Below are 20,206 nucleotides of genomic sequence, written 5' to 3'. Positions count from 1 at the left end.
CAGTTCCTCCCATTATCACGTGTTTGTCAGTCAACCTATGGTATAATCCTGCGCAATTAGCTATTAAGGGTTATTACTTTGCAATTTATCGCGCTTACTTCGATCGGAATCGAAAATTTATTGGTTGATGAACTTACTGAAATTGGTGCAACTGTCACCAAGCAAACAGTGGGTTCTGTGCGTTTTGACGCCGACACTACATTAGCACAAAAAGTTTGTTTAATGAGCCGCTTTGCAACGCGTGTTCTGATGTTGATCGAAGAGAAAGAAGGCGTAGATGACAAAGAGAGTCTTTACAATTTTGCTCGTTCGCAACCTTGGCAAGAATGGTTCGGCCCTACACAAACATTTGCTGTTGATTTCAATGGAACAAATGATTCATTGAAAAATACCCAGTTCTCAGGGCTTGTGATTAAAGACGCTATTGTGGATTATTTTAATGACCTTTTCGAACAGCGCCCAAATGTAGATAAACAAAATGCCAATGTGCGTGTTGTTGCACGGCTATCGCGCCAAGGCGTGGCGATGTATATTGATTATTCAGGTCCTCGTTTATCTGAGCGTGGTTATCGTGAAGGCCAAGGCAAGGCACCGATAAAAGAACATTTAGCAGCCGCACTGATTAAACGCAGTGGTTGGCTTGAAAATGTTCAACAGCCGTTATTTGATCCATGTTGTGGTGCTGGTACTATTCTAATTGAAGCTGCAGGTATGGCACGCAATGAGGCTCCGGGTTTATTCCGAGAAGGTTTTGCTTTTGAGCGCTTACCAAGCTTTCGTGTTGCTAAATACAGAGAATTAAAAGAACAACTTACCTCGCAAATTACCGATCCTAAACTATGGCTTATTGGTCATGATAATGATTCTAACGTACTTAGCAAAGCGGTGGATAATGCCCGTAGAGCTGATTTAGGCGATGTGATCAAGTTTAAACAAAGCGATGCGACCAAGTTGACCTCAGTGGCAAAATTGCCGGGTGTGGTCATTTCAAATTTACCGTATGGTGAACGTATCGGCTCTATGGCTGAGTTAGTTAGTTTACATAGTGGTTTAGGGACTGGATTTAAAAAACACTTTAATCATTGGAAACTTGCGTTATTAGGTATGGATGAGAGTTTATTTAAACTACTCAAGTTAGTAAAACTCAAACGCTATAAATTTAAAAATGGCCCGCTTGATGTGGTACTTAACTTATATCAACTTGACGATAAGCAAGTAAGCTTAACAACGGAAGATAAACCAGCATTGAACTTTGAAGGTTCAATGTCGTTTGCTAACCGCGTTAAAAAGAATAAGCAAGGTTTAAAAAATTGGCTTAAACAAAATGATATACACGCATATCGCGTGTACGACGCTGATATCCCTGAATACAATGTTGCCGTTGATATTTATGGTGATTCAGCAGTCATATTTGAATACGCTGCACCGAAAGAAATTGACGATGTGACGGCACATAAGCGTCTTCAAGACGTTATTTCATTGACCGCACAGCAGCTTAATATTGCGCCAGGAAACATTGCCGTAAAAGTCCGTAAAAAGCAAAAAGGCGAAGAACAATACACGCCAATGGCAAAGCAAAATCGTACTCAAGTTATCGAAGAATTTGGTGCTAAGTTTAAAGTTAATTTATTTGATTACTTAGATACGGGGCTGTTTTTAGATCATCGTTTAGCACGACGTTATATTCAAGAAAATTCAAAAGATAAGCGCTTCTTGAATTTATTTGCTTATACAGGTACAGCTTCTGTACATGCGGCATTAGGTGGAGCTAAAGCAATTACGACTGTGGATTTATCGAAAACCTATTTAAAATGGGGCCAAGATAACTTTGATTTAAATAATATCAGTAATACGCGATACCGCTTTGAGCAAGCTGATTGCTTGAAATGGTTAGAGCATGCAACCAGTCAATATGATTTGATATTTTTAGATCCCCCTACATTTTCCAATTCAAAACGTATGAAAGATGCCTTTGATGTACAAAATGATCATATTAAATTACTGACATGGGTTAAAAAAATCCTCAGTCCATCAGGGACGTTGATTTTCTCGAACAATATGCGTGGCTTTACAATGGATGAAGTCGGTTTAATTGGCTTAGGATTAAAAGCGGTTAATATTTCTGAGAAAACGATTTCACCTGACTTTAAACGCAATAAAAGAATACATAATAGCTGGTTGATTACCCATGGCTAAATGGATTTTATATCATACAGATGGCTGCCATTTATGTGAGCAAGCACATGCTTTGCTTACGCCGTTGCTAGATGATGATTCATTACAGCTAATTGATATTATGAGCGATGAAACGCTAATTTCAAAATATCAGACCAGCATACCGGTTTTAGAAAGCGAACGAGGCCAACAATTTTTTTGGCCTTTTACTGCGCAAGATGTGCGTCAGTTTTTTACGCAAACAGAATAAGAGTAAACAGATAGTATGGATTTAATTAGAATTTCTAAAGCTCAACTCGCATATGGCACGCATCCACTTTTAGATAATGCAGACGCTGTAATTGAAACTGGCGAACGAGTGTGTGTTGTTGGCCGTAATGGTGCTGGTAAATCAACGCTTTTAAAAGTGCTTGATGGCCAAGTGATTTTAGATGATGGTGAAATAAATCAGTTAGGTAGTATCAAAATATCTCGTTTAGAGCAAGATCCACCAAAAGGAGCCAGTGGCTCGGTGTTCGATTATGTTGCTCAAGGGATGCCTGAAATTGCCAATTTATTAATTGATTTTCACCATGTTAGTACTGAGTTACAAACTGACTGTACAGACAAGTTGCTAAATAAACTTGAGCGTTTATCAAATCAATTGGAAGCCGCAGATGGTTGGCGCTTTGATAGCCGTATTCAATTAGTGCTTACACAGTTAGAGCTTTCTCCTGATGCAAAACTTGAATCACTTTCTGGTGGTTGGTTACGCAAAGTCGCCCTTGCACGTGCACTTGTAAGTGAGCCTGATTTATTATTACTCGATGAGCCTACCAACCATTTAGATATGGAAAGTGTCATGTGGCTCGAGCAATTTTTGAAAGAGTTTAAAGGCGGAATTGTCTTTATTTCTCATGACCGTGCTTTTATTCGCGCAGTTGCAACACGTATTTTAGATTTAGACCGTGGTAAATTAATTTCTTACCCAGGTGATTACGCGACCTATTTAGAACAAAAGGCGCACGATTTAAAAGTTGAAGAAACACAAAACGCATTATTTGATAAACGTTTAGCTGAAGAAGAAACGTGGATCCGTCAAGGCGTTAAAGCACGTCGAACACGTAATGAAGGACGCGTTCGAGAGTTAAAGCAATTACGTAATGAACGTAAGCAACGTGTTGATCAAGTTGGTAAAACTGATTTCAATATTGAAACGGCTGACAGATCAGGCAAATTGGTATTTGAAGCTAAGCACCTAAATCATGCGTTCAATAAAGACAAAGTAATTGCTAATGATTTCTCAACACTAGTAATGCGTGGTGACCGTATTGGACTTGTAGGGCCAAATGGTATTGGTAAGACTACCTTATTAAAACTGCTATTTGGTGATATAGAAGCGGACGGAGGTATTGTTAAACAAGGTGTTAATTTAGAGTTTGCCTATTTTGATCAATACCGTCAAAAGCTTGATGAAGAGGCGACAGTGCAAGATAACGTCGCCGAAGGTAAGCAAGAAGTGATGATGAATGGTCGTTCACGTCATGTACTTGGCTATTTACAAGATTTCTTATTCCCACCGGCACGTGCTCGTACTCCAGTTAAAGCGCTATCAGGTGGTGAGAAAAATCGCTTATTATTAGCCAAGTTATTTTTAAAACCTTCAAATATTTTAGTGCTCGATGAGCCAACCAATGACTTGGATATTGAAACACTTGAATTATTAGAAGATATTATTAATCAATATCAAGGTACTGTTTTAATTGTAAGTCATGACAGAGAGTTTATTGATAATACCTGTTCGAGTGTGTGGGCATTTGAGGGGAATGGCGTTATTACCGATATCGTTGGTGGTTATAGCGACTATGAAGCTTATGTTAATTATTTAGCTGATGAGCAGAAAAAAAATACGCAACCTGTTATTAAAAAGATAGAAGTAGCGCCTGTTACACCTGTGGTAAAAAATGATAACAAAAGTAATAAATTATCTTACAAATTAAAACTTGAATTGGAACAGTTACCTAGTAAGCTGGAAGAAATAGAAAAAGCGCTTGAAGCTCAGCAAATTGTTGTCAATGATGGTGATTTTTTTAAGCAAGACGCCAGTGAAACGACGAAACAATTGAACCATTTAGCACAACTTGAGTCTGACCTCGAAGCCGCTTTGGAGCGCTGGGAAGAACTTGAAGATTTAAAGAATCAGTAGTAAGGACTAAAATGAAATATAAATTACTCGCTGCCAGTATTTTAGCGACGATTAGCACATCGGCACTCAGTGCAACGTATAAACTAACGGAATTAGAGTCGTATGATGGAGCTAAAAAAAATTATATCAGCGATGTCAGCAATAGCGGTCATATCATAGGGCTTGCAGAAAATTTGTATAATTTCCCAATTGATGTTAGCTATATAAATTTTGAACTTGATTTAATCAAGACGGCATATAGCAATCTTAAGACTAATTATGAAAAAATTAACAAAGAAATAACGTTTACGCTTGATGAAATAAAAAATGAAAATGCAGCTGCGCTTAACCCTGACGCCCATGCTTTTATGCTTTCATTTCTTGCATCACAAGCTAATAACCCTGATTATCAAAAAATAGGTCGCTTTGTTGGTATTAACTATCTAAATAGCAGTGCGCAAGAGCAAGTGTTATTTGACATTTCATCTGTTGATTACGATGGCCTAACTCGTTCTGTAAATAATCTTTATAACGCTGTTTCAGAAGATGGAGTATCTGTCGGTTGGGGTACGGCGCCTTATGACAAAACAACATTCACTGCCGACGGTGAAACAGAGGAAGAAACACAGTTCGTTCGTGACTTTATATCACGAGGTATCATTTTATCGCCTTCAGGCGCAGAAGTTCCGTTAATACCAGAGTTTTCAGAACATGGCGGTATTAGTACCGCTAACGATATTGTTAAAACTAATTCAGGCTATGTAGTTGTCGGGCAAGTTTCTACAGGGATACCTGCAGATCGTCAAAAAAATATTGACGATAGTTGTGATGGTAAAGATGAGCTTGTATCCGTATGCATAGAGCGTTTAAATATAACCCATCAGAGAAGTGGCGGGTTGTTTGATAAACGTGCTGTTATGTGGACTTTAGATGACAATCTTAATATCACAAAAACGCAAGAGCTAGGTTTAGGGTTTACACCAGAAGATGACGAAAGTGAGAGCTTTGCATATAGCAGTAATGCCATAGCAGTAAATGGAAAAGATATTGCTGTAGGTTATTCTAGTGTTCGTTATTATGATCGAGCGAGTACTATTATATCATTACCTGCGTATTATAAAGATGGTAAGGTAACTGAGATAGTCAACCAAGAAGATGGTTGGGTGGAGGGTCAAGCATCTGCTATTAGTGAAAATAATATTATTGTAGGCTATGCATCAAAACAAATTGATGGTGCACAACGTTACAAACTTTTCTATCATGATATAGCTAGCAACAGCACAGTGTTCCCTACGGACTACTTTAGTAGCTCAAGCTCATTCGCTAATAGTATAAATGATAACGGCTATATTGTAGGCGAAGGTGAAACGGATGTATATAATACATCAAATCGCCGTCGTGAAGGCTTTTTATATAAAATTGGTGATGATAAAATTACTAATTTGAATGACTTATTACCTTGCTATGAACTTGATGGTGAAACAAGGTATAAATACACTGTTTCTGAAGCACGAGTTATCAATAATGATAATGAAATTTTCGGTGTTGCAACAAAAACAGTTGAAAAAACTGATTCACTAGGTGGCGTTGTCAGAGATACTAACGGGGACATTGAATACGAAAGTGTACCTGTTCCCATTAAATTGACTCCAATTAATGGTGAAGTTGAAAGTTGTTCTGATCCTGCAACCGAGACTTACGAGCGCCAATCTGCAAGTTTCCCTTGGTATACATTATTATTGTTACCATTAGTGGGTTTACGCCGCGTATTTCGTTAAGAGAAATCTTATGTGATAAGTAATTATCACAGAGTGATTTAAACAAAAAAGCCCTCCTTTTTATAAGGAGGGCTTTTTTGTTCTATACTTCATTATTATTCAATTAACAGGATTTAAATGAACCAAAAATTGAATGTTAATAATAGTGTGTGAACTATTATTTATAGATGAGTTTATTTATGGCGATTCAACCAAGCTTTACGTACAGAGCGACGCCATAGTAAATCAACACCAAAATAGCCGAGTATTGCCGCCATACTGGCACAAATAATAGAACCAACTAAAAAGGCAGGACCTATGGTCGTCAAACTCTCAATAAACCACTGCCAAGTTGGTTCGAATGCAAAATGTTGCTCAGGATGCCCTAAAGCAATTGCTCCGACTAAATAAGAACAGTAGAAAATAGGCGGCATGGTTAAAGGATTTGTGATCCAGACTACGGCAACAGAAATCGGTAGGTTTACACGTAAAGGAATGGCTAACGCTGCAGCCAAAACCATTTGAAAAGGAACAGGGATGAATGCGAAAAATAAGCCAACTGCAAATGCACCTCGTGCAGAGCGTCGATTTAAATGCCACAAATTAGCATCATGCAATAAACGACCAAAAATTTTTAAAAATTTGTGATGTTTAACTGTATTGTGATCGGGTAAAAACCGTTGGATCGTTTTTTTAGCCATTTAAAGCAACCATTTACATCTGTGTGGTTAAGCATTGGGTTTGTTGTAGGTTGTTTAATAACCGTTTTTTATTATCAGACCCTTGTGTTTATTCTCTTCGCTTCATCTTTAACAATTGCGAGCTTGTATTTTAAGCCGTTTTTACCTGTATTGTTAGGTTTTATTTGCTCAATTTTATGTGTTTGGGTACATTTTTATAGCTTTTATTCAATTAACGCGGAACAGTTGCACGAAAATCAATCGCTACTAAGTACATTTAAAGTTGTAGAGGTAATTTCAAGACGTGATGCGTATTATTTAAAAGTTGAAATTGAATCAATTCACGAGAAAAACGTATCAAAAATTAAGCCCCCCCTGGCGTTAGTGAGTTTAAAGGTAGATGAATTGCTATCTATTGGAGATAGCATCACCACTAAGCTTAAATTGGTTCAATACCGTAGCCAGAAAAATTTTGATGTTTTTGATAAAGAGCAGCATGCTTTTAGCCAGCGTTTATTTTATAAAGCAAAGCAGATAGGCAGTGATATTCAAATTACGCGGCGGCCTAAGGCAACATTACGACAAAGCTACCGTGATTTTATTAAGCAAACTTACCAAGTGACTCAACTTAATTGGCTTTACTATGCACTATTGACTGGGGAAAGAAGTTTAATGTCGTTCGAGCAAAAAAATGAATTACAGCAGTTTGGATTGAGTCATTTACTTGCTATTTCAGGTTTACATATAGGTTTAATTTTCAGTATTGGCTTTTTTGTTAGCAAAACCTTCGTATCGTGTTTTATAAAGTTATTTAGTCAAAAACTTAATTTATCAGTGATCTATAGCTTTGGTGGGTTTAGTTTAGCATTTTGTTATGTTTATTTAAGTGATTTTTTAGTCTCAGCTACGCGTGCATTAATAATGCTAGGTTGTTATTTACTTGTTTATTATTGCTCTAAGCAAACATTAAAATGGCGGAGTATTTTGTTTGCGTTAGTGTGTGTGCTTGTAATTGATCCATTTAGCTTATTGAGTCCTGGGATATATTTTTCATTCATAGCAGTGGCTATTATCTTCTTAATATTTACTGTAAGAACACGTTTTCCAGCTAACTTTTTTACAACAATTAAAATGCTGGTTATTATACAGTTAGCATTAACAATCGGCTTGTTACCGCTATCCTTGCATTACTTTGGTGGAGTAAGCTTTATTGGCTTAGCAGTAAATTTAATAGCTATACCACTGCTTAGTATCGTTATTATGCCTTGCTTGGTTTTTATTAGCTTGCTAAGTTTTTTTGTAGAAGTACGTGAGCTTATAGCGCTATTTGATTTTTTATTGTTTGAAATGTATCAACTACTTTTAACTATCCCTGTAGATTACCGCTGGTATGACACGACAAAACCAAAACTCGCAATAGTATTAGGCTGCTACGTAAGCGGCACAATTATTTACCTATTCCCGCGGTATTTTATTATTGGGCTATTCCCTTTTTGTCTGGTGTTAGTTGATGAATTATTACAAGCTAGGGCTCGTTGGCAAGTAGATATATTCGATGTAGGGCATGGCACCATGGCACTAATAACGATACAGAATAAAGGTTTTATGTATGATCTAGGCCCTATATATTTTAATCAATTCAGTCGAATAGAAAGTACGTTAATTCCTTATCTAAAAAATAATGATATTGAGGTTGAGCATACAGTTATTAGTCATATGGATAAGGATCATGCCGGAGGACTAAATCACTGGTTAAAACACGGTTACGCGGATACGTTTAATTTATTACAACCAGAAGGAGTGGAGCAAATATGTCTTGCTGGTAGTTATGATTTTCATAGTTTAAAAATTAATGTCATTGAGAATAAAGGAAATTTTAGCTCAGATAATGATAACTCTTGCGTCATTCAAATTAGTGATGGCAATTTTAGTGTGTTATTACCTGGCGATATTTCAATAGCGCGTGAGAATGAACTGTTATCTGAAAATTTAGATCTAAAAAGTACTGTGTTATTAAGTCCGCATCACGGGAGCAATACCTCTTCAAGTGAAGAATTTATCGACGCGGTGTCGCCCGACGTTGTTATTCATTCCAGTGCATATAAGGGGCAGTGGCAACTTCCTCATTTTGAGGTTGTTGAGCGCTATAGTAACAAACAAATAAAGCAACATGTTACAGGTACGCAAGGTCAAGTACAGATCCTTTTTTATCAAAATAGTTACCGTGTTCGCGTTGCAAGGGATGAAAGTTATTGGTTTCTAAAAGATTGAGTTTAGTTTTATGTTGCTGGAGGCTACAATACCCATAGACTATGAATTAGAGAGTGTTATGGATCAAACTACATCACAAATTTATAAGCGTTTATTGACGTATGTGGGTGATTATAAAAGCGTTGCAATCTTAGCCGTGGTAGGCATGATCGGCTATTCAGCGATGGATGCTTTATTTATTCAATTGATGAAACCTTTTATTGATCAGGGGCTTAATGAGCGAAATAGCGATGTTTTAAAATACGCACCTTTTGTAGTTATTGCACTCGTTATCGGACGAGGGGTTTTTAATTATATGTCATCTTATTGCTTGAGCTATGTAGGCTCTCAGGTCGTACGTTCATTACGTCAGCAATTGTTTGAACATATTCTTCATTTACCTGTGTCATTTCATGATCAAAATTCAACGGGCGATTTGATCTCAAAAATTACCTTTGATACCGAACAAGTCCAACAAGCAATAACAAAAGCATTGTTAGTCGTTGTGCGTGAAGGTGCCTTTGTGGTGTTTTTATTGGCCGTGATGTTTAATACCAGTTGGAAATTGTCTTTAATCTTTTTAGTTATTATTCCTTTGGTTGCGATTATTGTATCTGTAGTTTCAAAACGCTTTCGCCATATCTCTAAGAAGATTCAATCCGCAATGGGACAAGTTACCCGTAGCTCAGAACAAATGCTAAGCGGTCATAAAGTTATTCATGGTTTTGGTGGCCAACAACAAGAAATAGCGCAGTTTGCCAAAGTTAATAATCATAATCGCCAACAACGCATTAAAATGGATGCGACTAAAGCTGTAAGTGTATCAGTTATCCAAATTTTAGCGGCCAGTGCAATGGCTGTTATTTTATGGATAGTGTCAATGCCATCAATGATTGACGCCATTACGTCTGGTGATTTTATGGTGTTGATATCTTCAATGATGATGCTTTTACGGCCATTAAAACAACTAGCTAATGTTAATAGTGACTTACAACGTGGCATTTCTGCGGCGCAAAGTATCTTTTTAGTACTGGATCAAGATATTGAGAAGGACACAGGGACAGTTACTGTAGATAAAGTACATGGGTTAATTGAAGTCAAAAATGTAACATTTAAGTATCCGACCAAAGATGAAGCTGTATTACATGATTTGTCTTTAACAATAAAAGCAGGTGAGAGGATCGCGTTAGTTGGGCGTTCTGGTTCTGGTAAGTCGACTATCTCTAACCTTTTACCACGGTATTACGATTTACAACAGCCGAGTGAAATACTCTTAGATGGTGTAGCGCTTTGTGATTACAAATTGGCTGACTTGCGAAAACAGTTTGCATTGGTATCACAGCAAGTTGTGTTATTCAACGATACCATAGCGAATAATATTAGCTATGGTATTTCACGCGAATTGGCTGAGGACGAACTACTTGCTGTTGCAAAACAAGCGCATGTTTGGGAATTTGTAAAAGACTTGCCTGATGGTTTAAATACGATGGTAGGTGAGAATGGTGTGATGCTTTCAGGTGGACAACGCCAACGCATTGCCATAGCGCGTGCGATATTAAAAGATGCCCCAATTCTTATCTTAGATGAGGCGACATCAGCACTGGATACTGAATCAGAGAAATTGATTCAGCAAGCATTAGATGTGTTAATGAAAAATAAAACATCCATCGTGATTGCCCATCGCTTATCAACGATTGAACACAGTGACAGAATATATGTAATTGATAACGGGAAAGTGATTGAAAGTGGAGATCATCCGTCTTTACTTGCAAAAGATGGTACCTATGCTGCTTTATGTAAAATGCAGTTTGGTGAACACGGGTGAGTAAAATTGAACAAAGTTGGTATAAAAAATTTAGCTTAATAACATTATTGTTATTGCCTTTAAGTGGTTTATTTTGGCTTATTTCATCTTTGCGGACACTTTGTTATAAATTAGGTGTGCTTAAATCATATCAAGGGGCAGTGCCCGTTATTGTTGTTGGCAATATTAGCGTTGGCGGCAATGGTAAAACCCCTTTTGTAATTTGGCTTGTTCAGCATTTACAACAAAAAGGCTTAAAAGTTGGTGTTTTAAGTCGTGGTTATGGAGGGAAATCAGATTCTTATCCGCTGAATGTTGATAAAACGGTTACGTGTGAGCAAGCGGGTGATGAACCCGTTCTTATCCAGCGTCGATTAGGGTGTCCAGTGGTCGTTGGACCTGATCGTACACAGAATATTAAAATGCTCTGCGCGCAAAATAAATTAGACGTTATCATCTCTGATGATGGCATGCAGCATTATAAAATGGCGCGCAGTATTGAATGTTGTATTGTAGACAGCGAGCGACGTTTTGGTAATGGTTTATTAATGCCCGCGGGGCCATTGAGAGAAACACAAAAACGTTTAAACGCGGTTGATTTAGTGATTGAAAATGGAGGAGAGCATGAATTTAATTATCAACTTCAAGCGTCGCCATTATTACTTGTAGCAAACGGGAAACAAGCACAGCAACCATTACTAAAAGGGCATGCAGTCAGCGCGATAGGTAACCCTAAACGATTTGAACGCACCTTAACAGCCCAAGGTATAGAGTTACTATCAACAGCACATTATCGTGATCACTATGCATATTCGGTGACTGATTTTGAAAAATATAACGAAGAAGCCGTTTTTATGACGGAAAAAGATGCGGTAAAATGCCACACTTTTGCAAAACCAACATGGTACTTTTTACCTGTTGATGCCAAACCATCAACTGCGGTAATTAACAAACTAAATTTATTACTTAAAGAAAAAGGGATCCTCGATGGCCTTTGATACAAAATTACTTGAAATAATTGCTTGCCCTGTAGGCAAAGGAAAGTTGCGCTTAGATAAAGAAAATAATGAATTGGTAAGTACAGCGGCAAAACTTGCTTACCCAATCGTTGATGACATCCCAGTATTACTTGAAAACGAAGCGCGTGAATTAAGCCAAGACGAGGTAGACAAGTGGAATTCGTAGTCGTAATACCGGCGCGTTTTGCATCTACTCGACTACCAGGCAAACCACTTGCTGATATTTGTGGAAAGCCGATGATTCAACATGTGTACGAAAAAGCGATCGCTTCGGGTGCCAGCAAAGTAATTATTGCCACCGATCATCAAAAAGTATTTGATGCAGTAAAAGCTTTTACATCTGATGTGCTTATCACACGAGAAGATCATCACTCAGGTACAGAACGCCTTGCAGAAGTGATGGATTTATTGGCATTGCCAGATGATACAATCGTTGTAAATGTGCAAGGTGATGAGCCGCTTTTAGCCCCCGAAAATGTGACACAAGTAGCTGCACTACTGGCTGATTCAATAGCACCTATGGCCACGCTCAGTGTTGCGATTGATGATATAGAGGATGTATTTAATCCCAATGCGGTTAAAGTAGTCAGTGATGTTAATAAAAATGCCTTGTATTTTTCACGTTCAAGTATACCATTTGATCGTGCAAATATGATGGATAGAGCAAACCATGACTTAATTAATACTGCAAATTACCAGCGTCATGTGGGGATTTATGCTTATCGCGCTGGGTTTATCAAAGAGTACATCAAACTGACACCTTCGCCGCTTGAGCAATTTGAGTCGTTAGAGCAGTTACGGGTGCTTTACCATGGGCATCAAATAAAAATTGAGCAAGCACAAATAGCACCGCATGCAGGTGTTGACACACCTGAAGACTTAACGCGTGTAGTAAATTATTTACGAAGCAACACACATTGTGGATAAACAACATACCCCATTGCATGTTCATGCGCAGCATAATGACTTTTATGTCATAGAAAAACCAGCAGGGCTTAATTTTCATAGTGAAGAGGGGCCCGGATTTGTTGTGATTGCACAGCAGCAGTTAAATGAAAAACTGTATGCAGTACATCGTTTAGATAAAGTTACATCTGGCTTAATTATTTTGGCGCGCAGTAGTGAGGCCGCAGCTGAGTTTACTCGGCAATTCACTGCTCATGAAGTAGACAAATATTATTTGGCATTGTCAGATGCAAAGCCTAAGAAAAAACAAGGCTGGGTAAAGGGTGATATGGCCAAATCTCGCCGTAGCAGCTATAAACTTTTAAATACAACAGAAAACCCTGCTATTACTCGTTTTTATTCGATGAGTGTTGCGGCTAATTTACGCGGCTTTATTTTAAAACCTTACTCAGGTAAAACTCATCAATTAAGGGTTGCTCTAAAAAGCATATCAGCGCCTATCTTAGGTGATGCGCTTTACGGTGGCACGATTGCTGAACGTACATATTTGCATGCTTATGCACTGTGCTTTCTTTGGGATAACGAGCTATATCGTTTTATTTGTGAACCTAATAGCAATACTCAATTTGCACAAATTACTAAACACGAAAACTTTCATTCATGGCAGCAGCCATGGCAATTGGATTGGTAAATGACAGACTCTGTAATAGATATTCGCTTTGGCGGTATAAAGCGCTTATACGGGCAACAACAATTTGAATGGCTACAAAATGCACACTTTTGTGTGATTGGTATTGGTGGCGTAGGTAGCTGGGCTGCTGAAGCATTAGTTAGAACGGGTGTTGGTAAACTAACGTTAATAGACCTTGATGATATTTGCGCGACGAACGTTAATCGGCAAATACATGCATTAACGGGAACTATTGGTGAAGCAAAAGTTGATGCAATGAAAGAACGGTGTCAACTGATTAACCCGGAATGCGAAATTACTGTTATCGATGATTTTATTACTTTGGATAATATTCGTGAACATATTCAAAATTTTGACTATGTCATTGATTGCATTGATGCAGTGAAAGAAAAGGCCGCATTAATTGCCCACTGTAAACGTAATAAGTTGCCGATTATTACTACTGGTGGCGCCGGTGGGCAAACTGACCCTGGTCAAATTACGTTTGGTGATGTTGCTAAGTCAACACAAGATCCGCTGCTAGCTAAAGTACGCTATATTTTACGTAAACAGTACAACTTTAGTAGCAATCCAAAACGCAAGTTTAATATCGATTGTGTTTATTCAACAGAGCAACTTGTGTATCCAGGCAGTGATGGCAGTGTTTGCCATGCAAAACAAAATGCTGATGGCTCCATGAATATGGATTGCAATAATGGCTTTGGCTCTGCGACGATGATCACAGGAAGCTTTGGCTTTTTTGTTGCAGCCAAAGCAATTCGTAAGTATTTAGATAAAAAGCAACGATTAGTTCAAGTTTAAAGCTACTTTTGTGCAGCCATTGTTTGAATTCGCTCGACAATGGCTTTAACACCATTCCCTCTAGATGGGCTTAAATGGCTAATCAAACCAAGCTTCTCAAACTCTTCAAAAGCATTCATTGATAGAATCTGCGTAGGTGTTAAACCATTATATAGTGACAAAATGAGTGCTAATAAGCCTTTGACGATCCGAGTATCAGAATCACCGACAAGTACGATGCAGCTCTCTTCAAGGTCAAAGTCTAAATACAACCATACTTTGCTCTCACAACCAGGTACAAGTGCATCGTGTGTTTTTAAAATGTCAGGCATAGACGGTAATAGTTTCCCTAGTAACATAATCTCACGGTACTTTTGTTGCCAGCCAGGTGCATTTTTCAGGGTTTGTGCTATTTCTTTAAACGTTTTATTCATTGCTTATCTACTTTTAATCTAATAAAGCGATGCATTCGTGCAGAGCATTAATGAAAATATCTATATCTTGGTGAGTATTATAAAAACAAAAACTTGCCCGTACACTGCCGTTGATACCCAGATGTACCATTAAAGGTTGGGTACAATGGTGGCCGCTACGAACGGCAACACCAAATCCATCAAGTAATGTCGCAATATCGAATGGGTGTTCGTCTTTGTAATTAAAACAAATGGTACCAATATTATGTTCTAAATTACTGTAAATTGTGATGCCATCGATTTCGTTTAATTTATTAACCGCATAGTTAAATAGCCCTTGTTCATAGTCGTAGGCTGCATTCTTATCAAGTTCAGAAAGATAATCTAATGCGGCAGAAAACCCGATTACACCTGCAATATTTGGTGTGCCTGCTTCAAACTTGGCAGGTGCATCGCGAAACGTGCTGTTGAAAAGGCTCACCGTTTCAATCATTTCTCCACCCGTTTGATAAGGCAGTAAGGCGTTTAAACGCTCATACTTACCATACAGGCCACCCACGCCAGTTGGACCAAGCATTTTGTGTGCAGAGAACACATAAAAGTCACAATCGAGTATATTTAAATCAGGCTGTAGGTGCATCGCGCCTTGAGCACCATCGACGACAGTGATGGTATTAAAACCTTTTACAGTACTAAGCAGTGGGCTTAGGTTTGTTATATTTCCCAATGCATTTGATGCATGAGTGAGCGCAAGCACGGTTGGTTTTATTTGTTTTAAAAATTCAATACAGGCTGACATATTGAATGTTGCATCCGCTTCAAGCGGTAATATATGTAATTTAGCACCAGTTTTAAGTGCTAATTGTTGCCAAGGGACGATGTTTGCATGGTGTTCAAGTGGGGTAATAACGATACTTGAATTTTTATCAAGTTGTTCAGTTAATCCACAAGCAATTAGGTTTAATGCCTCAGTAGCACCTTTAGTCCAAACAATTTCACGGCTTTGCACATTAAAATATTGAGCAACTTTATCACGCGCTTTTTCGTAGGCTGTTGTTGCTTGTTCACTGAGTGAATGACGACCTCTATGAACATTTGCATTCTGCTGTGTGTAAAAAAGCTCTGTCGCAGCAATAACCGATTGGGGTTTTTGTGATGTTGCAGCAGAATCAAGGTAAACAAGAGGTTGGTCGTTTATTTTTTGTGTTAAGAGTGGGAAATCAGCACGAATTTTTTCAACAGCAAACATAAAAAAACCAAACAGTAAAAGTTGCTGGAATTGTAATGGCTTTAAGATAATTCTCAACTGTTAATAGTAAAAATCAGCAACAAAAAAGGCCGCTAAAGCGACCTTTTTGCGATAATTTAATTATTAACGCTTATCAGTTGATACGTAATCACGATGTGTGTAACCCGTATATAGCTGACGTGGGCGGCTGATCTTATGACCAGGCTGAGATAGCATCTCATCCCAGTGAGTGATCCAACCAACTGTACGTGCCATTGCGAAGATCACAGTGAACATACTTGTTGGAATACCAATTGCTTTTAAGATAATACCTGAGTAGAAATCTACGTTAGGGTAAAGTTTCTTCTCTACAAAGTACGGGTCTTCAAGTGCAATTTGCTCAAGTTTCATTGCAATATCAAGCAATGGATCTTGAATATTAAGCTCTGCAAGTACTTCATGACACGTTTGACGCATTACTGTTGCGCGTGGATCGAAGTTTTTGTAAACACGGTGTCCAAAGCCCATAAGGCGGAAAGGGTCCGCTTTATCTTTCGCTTTAGCGACGTATTCATCGATGCGGTCAACTGAACCAATTTCTTCTAACATGTTTAAACATGCTTCGTTAGCGCCGCCATGTGCAGGGCCCCAAAGAGATGCAATACCCGCTGCGATACACGCATATGGGTTAGCACCAGATGAGCCAGCTAGGCGTACTGTTGACGTTGAAGCGTTTTGTTCATGATCAGCGTGAAGCATGAAGATTTTGTCCATTGCTTTAGCAACAACAGGACTCACGTTGTATTCTTCAGCAGGGACAGAGAACATCATATGTAAGAAGTTTTCAGCATAGCTTAAGTCGTTACGTGGGTACACGAACGGTTGGCCAACGTTGTATTTGTAAGCCATTGCAGCAATTGTTGGTAGCTTAGCAATAAGTTTAACAGCACTTGTTTTACGTTGTGTCGCATCCGTAATATCAAGGTCTTCATGATAAAAAGATGATAATGCACCGACAACACCACACAGCATAGCCATTGGGTGAGCATCAAAGCGGAAACCCTGAAAGAAGTTTGCAATTTTTTCATCAAGCATAGTGCTATGAGTGATTTCTTTTGCAAATTCAGTGTATTGTTCTTTAGATGGTAACTCACCGTTCAATAGTAAGTAACATAACTCAACATAATCTGAGTCTTCAGCTAATTGCTCAATTGGGTAACCACGGTGAAGCAATATACCTTTGCCGCCATCAATATAAGTAATTGAAGATTCGCAAGAACCAGTCGACATGAAACCTGGATCATATGTGAAATGACCGTGTGCACCTAACGTGCGTACATCGATTACATCTTGACCTGCAGTACCTTGGTAAATTGGAAGTTCGATTGGATCTAGACCATCAATATGGACTGTGGCTTTTTTATCCGCCATCTATTTATCTCCTATTAAGATAACAACTCTGATTGTTATGTTCTGAATTTGTTTAAGCACATTCTTTTCATTTTAACGTGAAAGAGGGGGTTAAAGTCAATTTTTATAAACATTATGCACAAATGTATAATAAATATTCTGAGAGGATTAAATATTATACCATTGGCTAATTCGCAAATATCTCTAATTAAACAAGAATTGTAAAAAGACCGTTGGCTATATATACTATCGAAGGTTTTATACCGTATTGTCTGTAGGTAAACGTTATTTTTACATGTGATTTTTGCAAAAATGTGAACTTTTCTTGTGTTAATAAAGTTTATTTAGATAGTTCCATCAGAAAAATTCATTTTTGGTGGGTTTAGAAAAACAAGTAGATGAGCTCCTAAGTGGGCAAGATGGGCAAGTAACTGTGAAAAAGCAAAGACCTGTAAATCTAGATCTAACAACTATATCTATGCCGGCAACGGCTAAAGCATCAATATTTCACCGCGTCACCGGTGTTGCATTATTTTTTGCTTTAACGTTTGTCATTTGGGCTTGGTCAGAGTCTCTTTCTTCAGCTGAAGGTTTTGAATTCGTCAAGGGTCTGTTTAGCGGATTCATTGCCAAATTCATAGCTTGGGGCACCATTTCTGTATTGGCGTATCACCTTATCGGCGGTATTCGTCATATCATTATGGATATGGGACATTGGGAAGAACTTGAATCAGGTAACCTCAGCGCTAAAATTGCTATGGCACTTGGCGTTGTGGCTTCCGTATTAGCAGGGGTGTGGATATGGTGTTAAATCAAGCAACTCTTAAGCGTGATGGCGTACAAGATTTCGTATCTTTACGTACCACGGCACTCGTAATTACCGCGTATGCGATTTTTATTATTGGCTATTTTTTAGCGTCGCCAGAAGTCACTTACGAAGCATGGCAAGGCCTGTTTTCAAACCTAGCAATGAAAGGGTTTACGCTAATTACCCTGGTTTGCATTATGGTTCACACCCGTATTGGCCTTTGGCAAGTACTAACAGACTATGTTAAATGCGCAAAGTTGCGTGCTGCTTTAGGGTTTGTATTAAACCTTATGGCCGCGGCGTACGTAGCTATTGGTCTAATTGTTTTATGGGGTGTTTAAGTGAAATATTCTGTTCGTGAATTTGATGCCGTCGTGATTGGCGCAGGTGGTGCGGGTATGCGCGCAGCACTTGCAATCACTGAATCAGGTAAAACCTGTGCACTTATCTCTAAAGTTTTCCCAACCCGTTCGCACACTGTGTCCGCACAAGGTGGTATTACGGTTGCGTTGGGTAACTCACATGAAGATAACTGGGAATGGCACATGTACGATACTGTTAAAGGTTCCGATTTTATCGGCGATCAAGACGCTATCGAATATATGTGTAAAACAGGACCTGAAGCCATTACTGAATTAGAGAACATGGGTTTACCATTTTCTCGTTTTGAAAATGGCCGTGTTTACCAACGTCCTTTCGGTGGTCAATCGAAAAACTTTGGTGGTGAGCAAGCCGCACGTACAGCAGCTGCAGCTGACCGTACAGGTCATGCGCTACTACACCTTCTTTACCAACAAAACGTTAAAAATAAAACCAATGTATTCTCAGAGTGGTATGCATTAGATTTAGTTAAAAACGACGATGGTAATGTTGTTGGTTGTACTGCGATTGATATTGAGACAGGTGAAGTTGTTTACTTCAAGTCAAAAGCGGTTGTATTAGCAACGGGTGGTGCGGGTCGTATTTTTGCATCAACAACTAATGCACACATCAACACTGGTGACGGTGTTGGTATGGCAACACGTGCTGGCATCTCAATGCAAGACATGGAGATGTGGCAATTCCACCCTACTGGCATTGCTGGCGCGGGTACACTTGTTACTGAAGGTTGTCGTGGCGAAGGTGGTTATCTTTTAAATAAAGATGGCGAGCGCTTCATGGAGCGTTATGCACCGAACGCAAAAGATTTAGCGTCACGCGACGTAGTTGCGCGTTCAATGATGACGGAAATTCGTGAGGGTCGTGGTTGTGATGGTCCTTGGGGTCCACACATTAAACTTAAGCTTGATCACCTTGGTGAAGAAACGCTTAATTTACGCCTTCCAGGTGTTTGTGACCTTGCGAAAACATTTGCACACGTTGATCCTGCTAAAGAACCAATTCCAGTAATCCCTACGTGTCATTATATGATGGGTGGTGTTCCAACTAACGTAAATGGTCAAGCGCTACAAATCGACGCCCAAGGCAACGAAAAAGTAGTTGAAGGATTATTTGCAGTAGGTGAAATTGCCTGTGTATCTGTACACGGTGCAAACCGCTTAGGTGGTAACTCATTACTTGATTTAGTTGTTTTTGGTCGTGCAGCGGGTAACTTCCTTGGCACATACTTAAATGATGTTGAAGTATCAAAAGATGCGTCAGAATCAGATTTAGATGCGGCTCTTGCTCGCTTCAACCGTTGGGAAAACTCAGCTGTTGGTCAAGGTGAAGATCCAGTTCAAATCAAGAAAGACCTACAACAATGTATGCAACTTAACTTCTCGGTATTCCGTGAAGGTGAGTCTATGGCTGCGGGTCTGCAAGAACTTAAAGAAATTCGTGAACGTTTGCAACATGCGCGTCTTGATGATAAATCATCAGATTTCAATACTGCACGTATCGAATGTCTTGAATTAGATAACATGATGGAAACAGCATACTCAACAGCAGTTGCTGCAAACTTCCGCACAGAAAGCCGTGGTGCGCATTCTCGCTTTGACTACCCAGATCGTGATGACGAAAACTGGTTATGTCACTCAGTTTTCAATCCGGTAACGGATGAAATGAGCAAGCGTGATGTAAACTATGCGCCTAAACTGCGCGAAGCATTTCCACCTAAAGCACGTACCTACTAGGAGCGAG

General features: G+C 38.9%; 18 protein-coding genes. 14 read left to right on the top strand and 4 right to left on the bottom strand.

Annotation, left to right across the window (positions count from 1 at the left end; all coding sequences use genetic code 11):
- Nucleotides 1-78: 78 nt before the first annotated feature.
- Genes rlmKL through ACJJVX_RS13925 form a run of 4 tightly spaced genes read left to right on the top strand, consistent with a single transcriptional unit; the run spans nt 79 to nt 6,117 of the window.
- Nucleotides 79-2,196, top strand: a complete 2,118-nt coding sequence (gene rlmKL / locus ACJJVX_RS13940) for a bifunctional 23S rRNA (guanine(2069)-N(7))-methyltransferase RlmK/23S rRNA (guanine(2445)-N(2))-methyltransferase RlmL (protein WP_054204728.1) — start codon at nt 79-81, stop codon at nt 2,194-2,196.
- Nucleotides 2,189-2,425, top strand: coding sequence for a glutaredoxin family protein (locus ACJJVX_RS13935; protein ID WP_054204727.1), 237 nt, complete (start codon nt 2,189-2,191; stop codon nt 2,423-2,425). Before rlmKL ends, ACJJVX_RS13935 begins: the two co-directional genes overlap by 8 nt.
- 15 nt (nt 2,426-2,440) lie before the next feature.
- The gene (locus ACJJVX_RS13930) at nt 2,441-4,360 is read left to right on the top strand and encodes an ABC transporter ATP-binding protein (protein ID WP_054453073.1); all 1,920 of its coding nucleotides are present in this window, start codon (nt 2,441-2,443) and stop codon (nt 4,358-4,360) included.
- An 11-nt stretch (nt 4,361-4,371) separates the two neighbouring features.
- On the top strand, nt 4,372-6,117 hold the full coding sequence (locus tag ACJJVX_RS13925) for a DUF3466 family protein (protein ID WP_054453072.1): 1,746 nt from the start codon (nt 4,372-4,374) through the stop codon (nt 6,115-6,117).
- A gap of 173 nt (nt 6,118-6,290) precedes the next feature.
- Here ACJJVX_RS13925 and ACJJVX_RS13920 read toward each other — a convergent pair whose 3' ends face one another.
- Complete coding sequence (locus ACJJVX_RS13920; protein ID WP_054204724.1) at nt 6,291-6,797, bottom strand: DUF2062 domain-containing protein; 507 nt, start codon at nt 6,795-6,797, stop codon at nt 6,291-6,293.
- Nucleotides 6,798-6,818: 21 nt separating this feature from the next.
- On the opposite strand from ACJJVX_RS13920, the gene ACJJVX_RS13915 reads away from it, so the two are divergent.
- Genes ACJJVX_RS13915 through tcdA form a run of 7 tightly spaced genes read left to right on the top strand, consistent with a single transcriptional unit; the run spans nt 6,819 to nt 14,247 of the window.
- The gene (locus tag ACJJVX_RS13915) at nt 6,819-9,047 is read left to right on the top strand and encodes a DNA internalization-related competence protein ComEC/Rec2 (RefSeq protein ID WP_405632062.1); all 2,229 of its coding nucleotides are present in this window, start codon (nt 6,819-6,821) and stop codon (nt 9,045-9,047) included.
- A 58-nt stretch (nt 9,048-9,105) separates the two neighbouring features.
- Nucleotides 9,106-10,851, top strand: a complete 1,746-nt coding sequence (gene msbA / locus ACJJVX_RS13910; RefSeq protein WP_405631951.1) for a lipid A export permease/ATP-binding protein MsbA — start codon at nt 9,106-9,108, stop codon at nt 10,849-10,851.
- Nucleotides 10,848-11,828 (top strand): tetraacyldisaccharide 4'-kinase, encoded by a 981-nt coding sequence (gene lpxK / locus ACJJVX_RS13905; RefSeq protein WP_054204721.1) that lies wholly within the window; start codon nt 10,848-10,850, stop codon nt 11,826-11,828. The genes msbA and lpxK overlap by 4 nt, the downstream gene beginning before the upstream one ends.
- A complete protein-coding gene (locus tag ACJJVX_RS13900) occupies nt 11,818-12,015 on the top strand; it encodes a Trm112 family protein (protein ID WP_064435394.1) in 198 nt (65 codons plus the stop codon). The genes lpxK and ACJJVX_RS13900 overlap by 11 nt, the downstream gene beginning before the upstream one ends.
- Complete coding sequence (gene kdsB / locus ACJJVX_RS13895; protein ID WP_054204719.1) at nt 12,003-12,776, top strand: 3-deoxy-manno-octulosonate cytidylyltransferase; 774 nt, start codon at nt 12,003-12,005, stop codon at nt 12,774-12,776. Before ACJJVX_RS13900 ends, kdsB begins: the two co-directional genes overlap by 13 nt.
- Nucleotides 12,769-13,446, top strand: a complete 678-nt coding sequence (locus ACJJVX_RS13890; protein WP_054204718.1) for a TIGR01621 family pseudouridine synthase — start codon at nt 12,769-12,771, stop codon at nt 13,444-13,446. The genes kdsB and ACJJVX_RS13890 overlap by 8 nt, the downstream gene beginning before the upstream one ends.
- Nucleotides 13,447-14,247, top strand: a complete 801-nt coding sequence (gene tcdA / locus ACJJVX_RS13885) for a tRNA cyclic N6-threonylcarbamoyladenosine(37) synthase TcdA (protein ID WP_054204717.1) — start codon at nt 13,447-13,449, stop codon at nt 14,245-14,247.
- A 2-nt stretch (nt 14,248-14,249) separates the two neighbouring features.
- Here the strand turns inward: tcdA and ACJJVX_RS13880 are convergent, their stop codons facing one another.
- The 3 genes from ACJJVX_RS13880 to ACJJVX_RS13870 form a co-directional block, all read right to left on the bottom strand.
- Entirely contained in the window at nt 14,250-14,660 is a 411-nt protein-coding gene (locus ACJJVX_RS13880; protein ID WP_405631947.1) for a SufE family protein, read from the bottom strand.
- Nucleotides 14,661-14,673: 13 nt separating this feature from the next.
- Nucleotides 14,674-15,888 carry a SufS family cysteine desulfurase gene (locus ACJJVX_RS13875; protein ID WP_054453068.1) on the bottom strand — a complete coding sequence of 405 codons (1,215 nt, stop codon included), beginning with the start codon at nt 15,886-15,888 and terminating at the stop codon, nt 14,674-14,676.
- Nucleotides 15,889-16,011: 123 nt separating this feature from the next.
- A complete protein-coding gene (locus ACJJVX_RS13870; RefSeq protein ID WP_054453066.1) occupies nt 16,012-17,298 on the bottom strand; it encodes a citrate synthase in 1,287 nt (428 codons plus the stop codon).
- Between the two features lie 412 nt (nt 17,299-17,710).
- On the opposite strand from ACJJVX_RS13870, the gene sdhC reads away from it, so the two are divergent.
- The 3 genes from sdhC to sdhA are packed head-to-tail and all read left to right on the top strand — an operon-like array spanning nt 17,711 to nt 20,199.
- The gene (sdhC, locus tag ACJJVX_RS13865) at nt 17,711-18,088 is read left to right on the top strand and encodes a succinate dehydrogenase, cytochrome b556 subunit (protein WP_082355599.1); all 378 of its coding nucleotides are present in this window, start codon (nt 17,711-17,713) and stop codon (nt 18,086-18,088) included.
- The gene (gene sdhD, locus ACJJVX_RS13860) at nt 18,079-18,426 is read left to right on the top strand and encodes a succinate dehydrogenase, hydrophobic membrane anchor protein (RefSeq protein ID WP_054204713.1); all 348 of its coding nucleotides are present in this window, start codon (nt 18,079-18,081) and stop codon (nt 18,424-18,426) included. The genes sdhC and sdhD overlap by 10 nt, the downstream gene beginning before the upstream one ends.
- Nucleotides 18,427-20,199, top strand: coding sequence for a succinate dehydrogenase flavoprotein subunit (gene sdhA, locus ACJJVX_RS13855; RefSeq protein ID WP_054204712.1), 1,773 nt, complete (start codon nt 18,427-18,429; stop codon nt 20,197-20,199).
- The last annotated feature ends 7 nt before the right edge of the window (nt 20,200-20,206 follow it).

Origin of the sequence: Pseudoalteromonas sp. Ld20 (genome assembly GCF_045064175.1) — a bacterium.
GTDB classification, from domain to species: Bacteria; Pseudomonadota; Gammaproteobacteria; order Enterobacterales; family Alteromonadaceae; genus Pseudoalteromonas; species Pseudoalteromonas neustonica.
The sequence above is the reverse complement of the archived record's forward strand: the minus strand, read 5'-3'. Positions and strand labels throughout refer to the sequence as shown.

Excerpts from the sequence above, each read along its gene's own strand:
- ACJJVX_RS13935 (WP_054204727.1), top strand. The coding sequence starts at position 2,189 with ATGGCTAAATGGATTTTATATCATACAGATGGCTGCCATTTATGTGAG.
- ACJJVX_RS13930 (WP_054453073.1), top strand. The coding sequence starts at position 2,441 with ATGGATTTAATTAGAATTTCTAAAGCTCAACTCGCATATGGCACGCAT.
- ACJJVX_RS13925 (WP_054453072.1), top strand. The coding sequence starts at position 4,372 with ATGAAATATAAATTACTCGCTGCCAGTATTTTAGCGACGATTAGCACA.
- ACJJVX_RS13920 (WP_054204724.1), bottom strand. The coding sequence starts at position 6,797 with ATGGCTAAAAAAACGATCCAACGGTTTTTACCCGATCACAATACAGTT.
- msbA (WP_405631951.1), top strand. The coding sequence starts at position 9,106 with ATGGATCAAACTACATCACAAATTTATAAGCGTTTATTGACGTATGTG.
- ACJJVX_RS13900 (WP_064435394.1), top strand. The coding sequence starts at position 11,818 with ATGGCCTTTGATACAAAATTACTTGAAATAATTGCTTGCCCTGTAGGC.
- tcdA (WP_054204717.1), top strand. The coding sequence starts at position 13,447 with ATGACAGACTCTGTAATAGATATTCGCTTTGGCGGTATAAAGCGCTTA.
- ACJJVX_RS13880 (WP_405631947.1), bottom strand. The coding sequence starts at position 14,660 with ATGAATAAAACGTTTAAAGAAATAGCACAAACCCTGAAAAATGCACCT.
- ACJJVX_RS13875 (WP_054453068.1), bottom strand. The coding sequence starts at position 15,888 with ATGTTTGCTGTTGAAAAAATTCGTGCTGATTTCCCACTCTTAACACAA.
- ACJJVX_RS13870 (WP_054453066.1), bottom strand. The coding sequence starts at position 17,298 with ATGGCGGATAAAAAAGCCACAGTCCATATTGATGGTCTAGATCCAATC.
- sdhD (WP_054204713.1), top strand. The coding sequence starts at position 18,079 with ATGGTGTTAAATCAAGCAACTCTTAAGCGTGATGGCGTACAAGATTTC.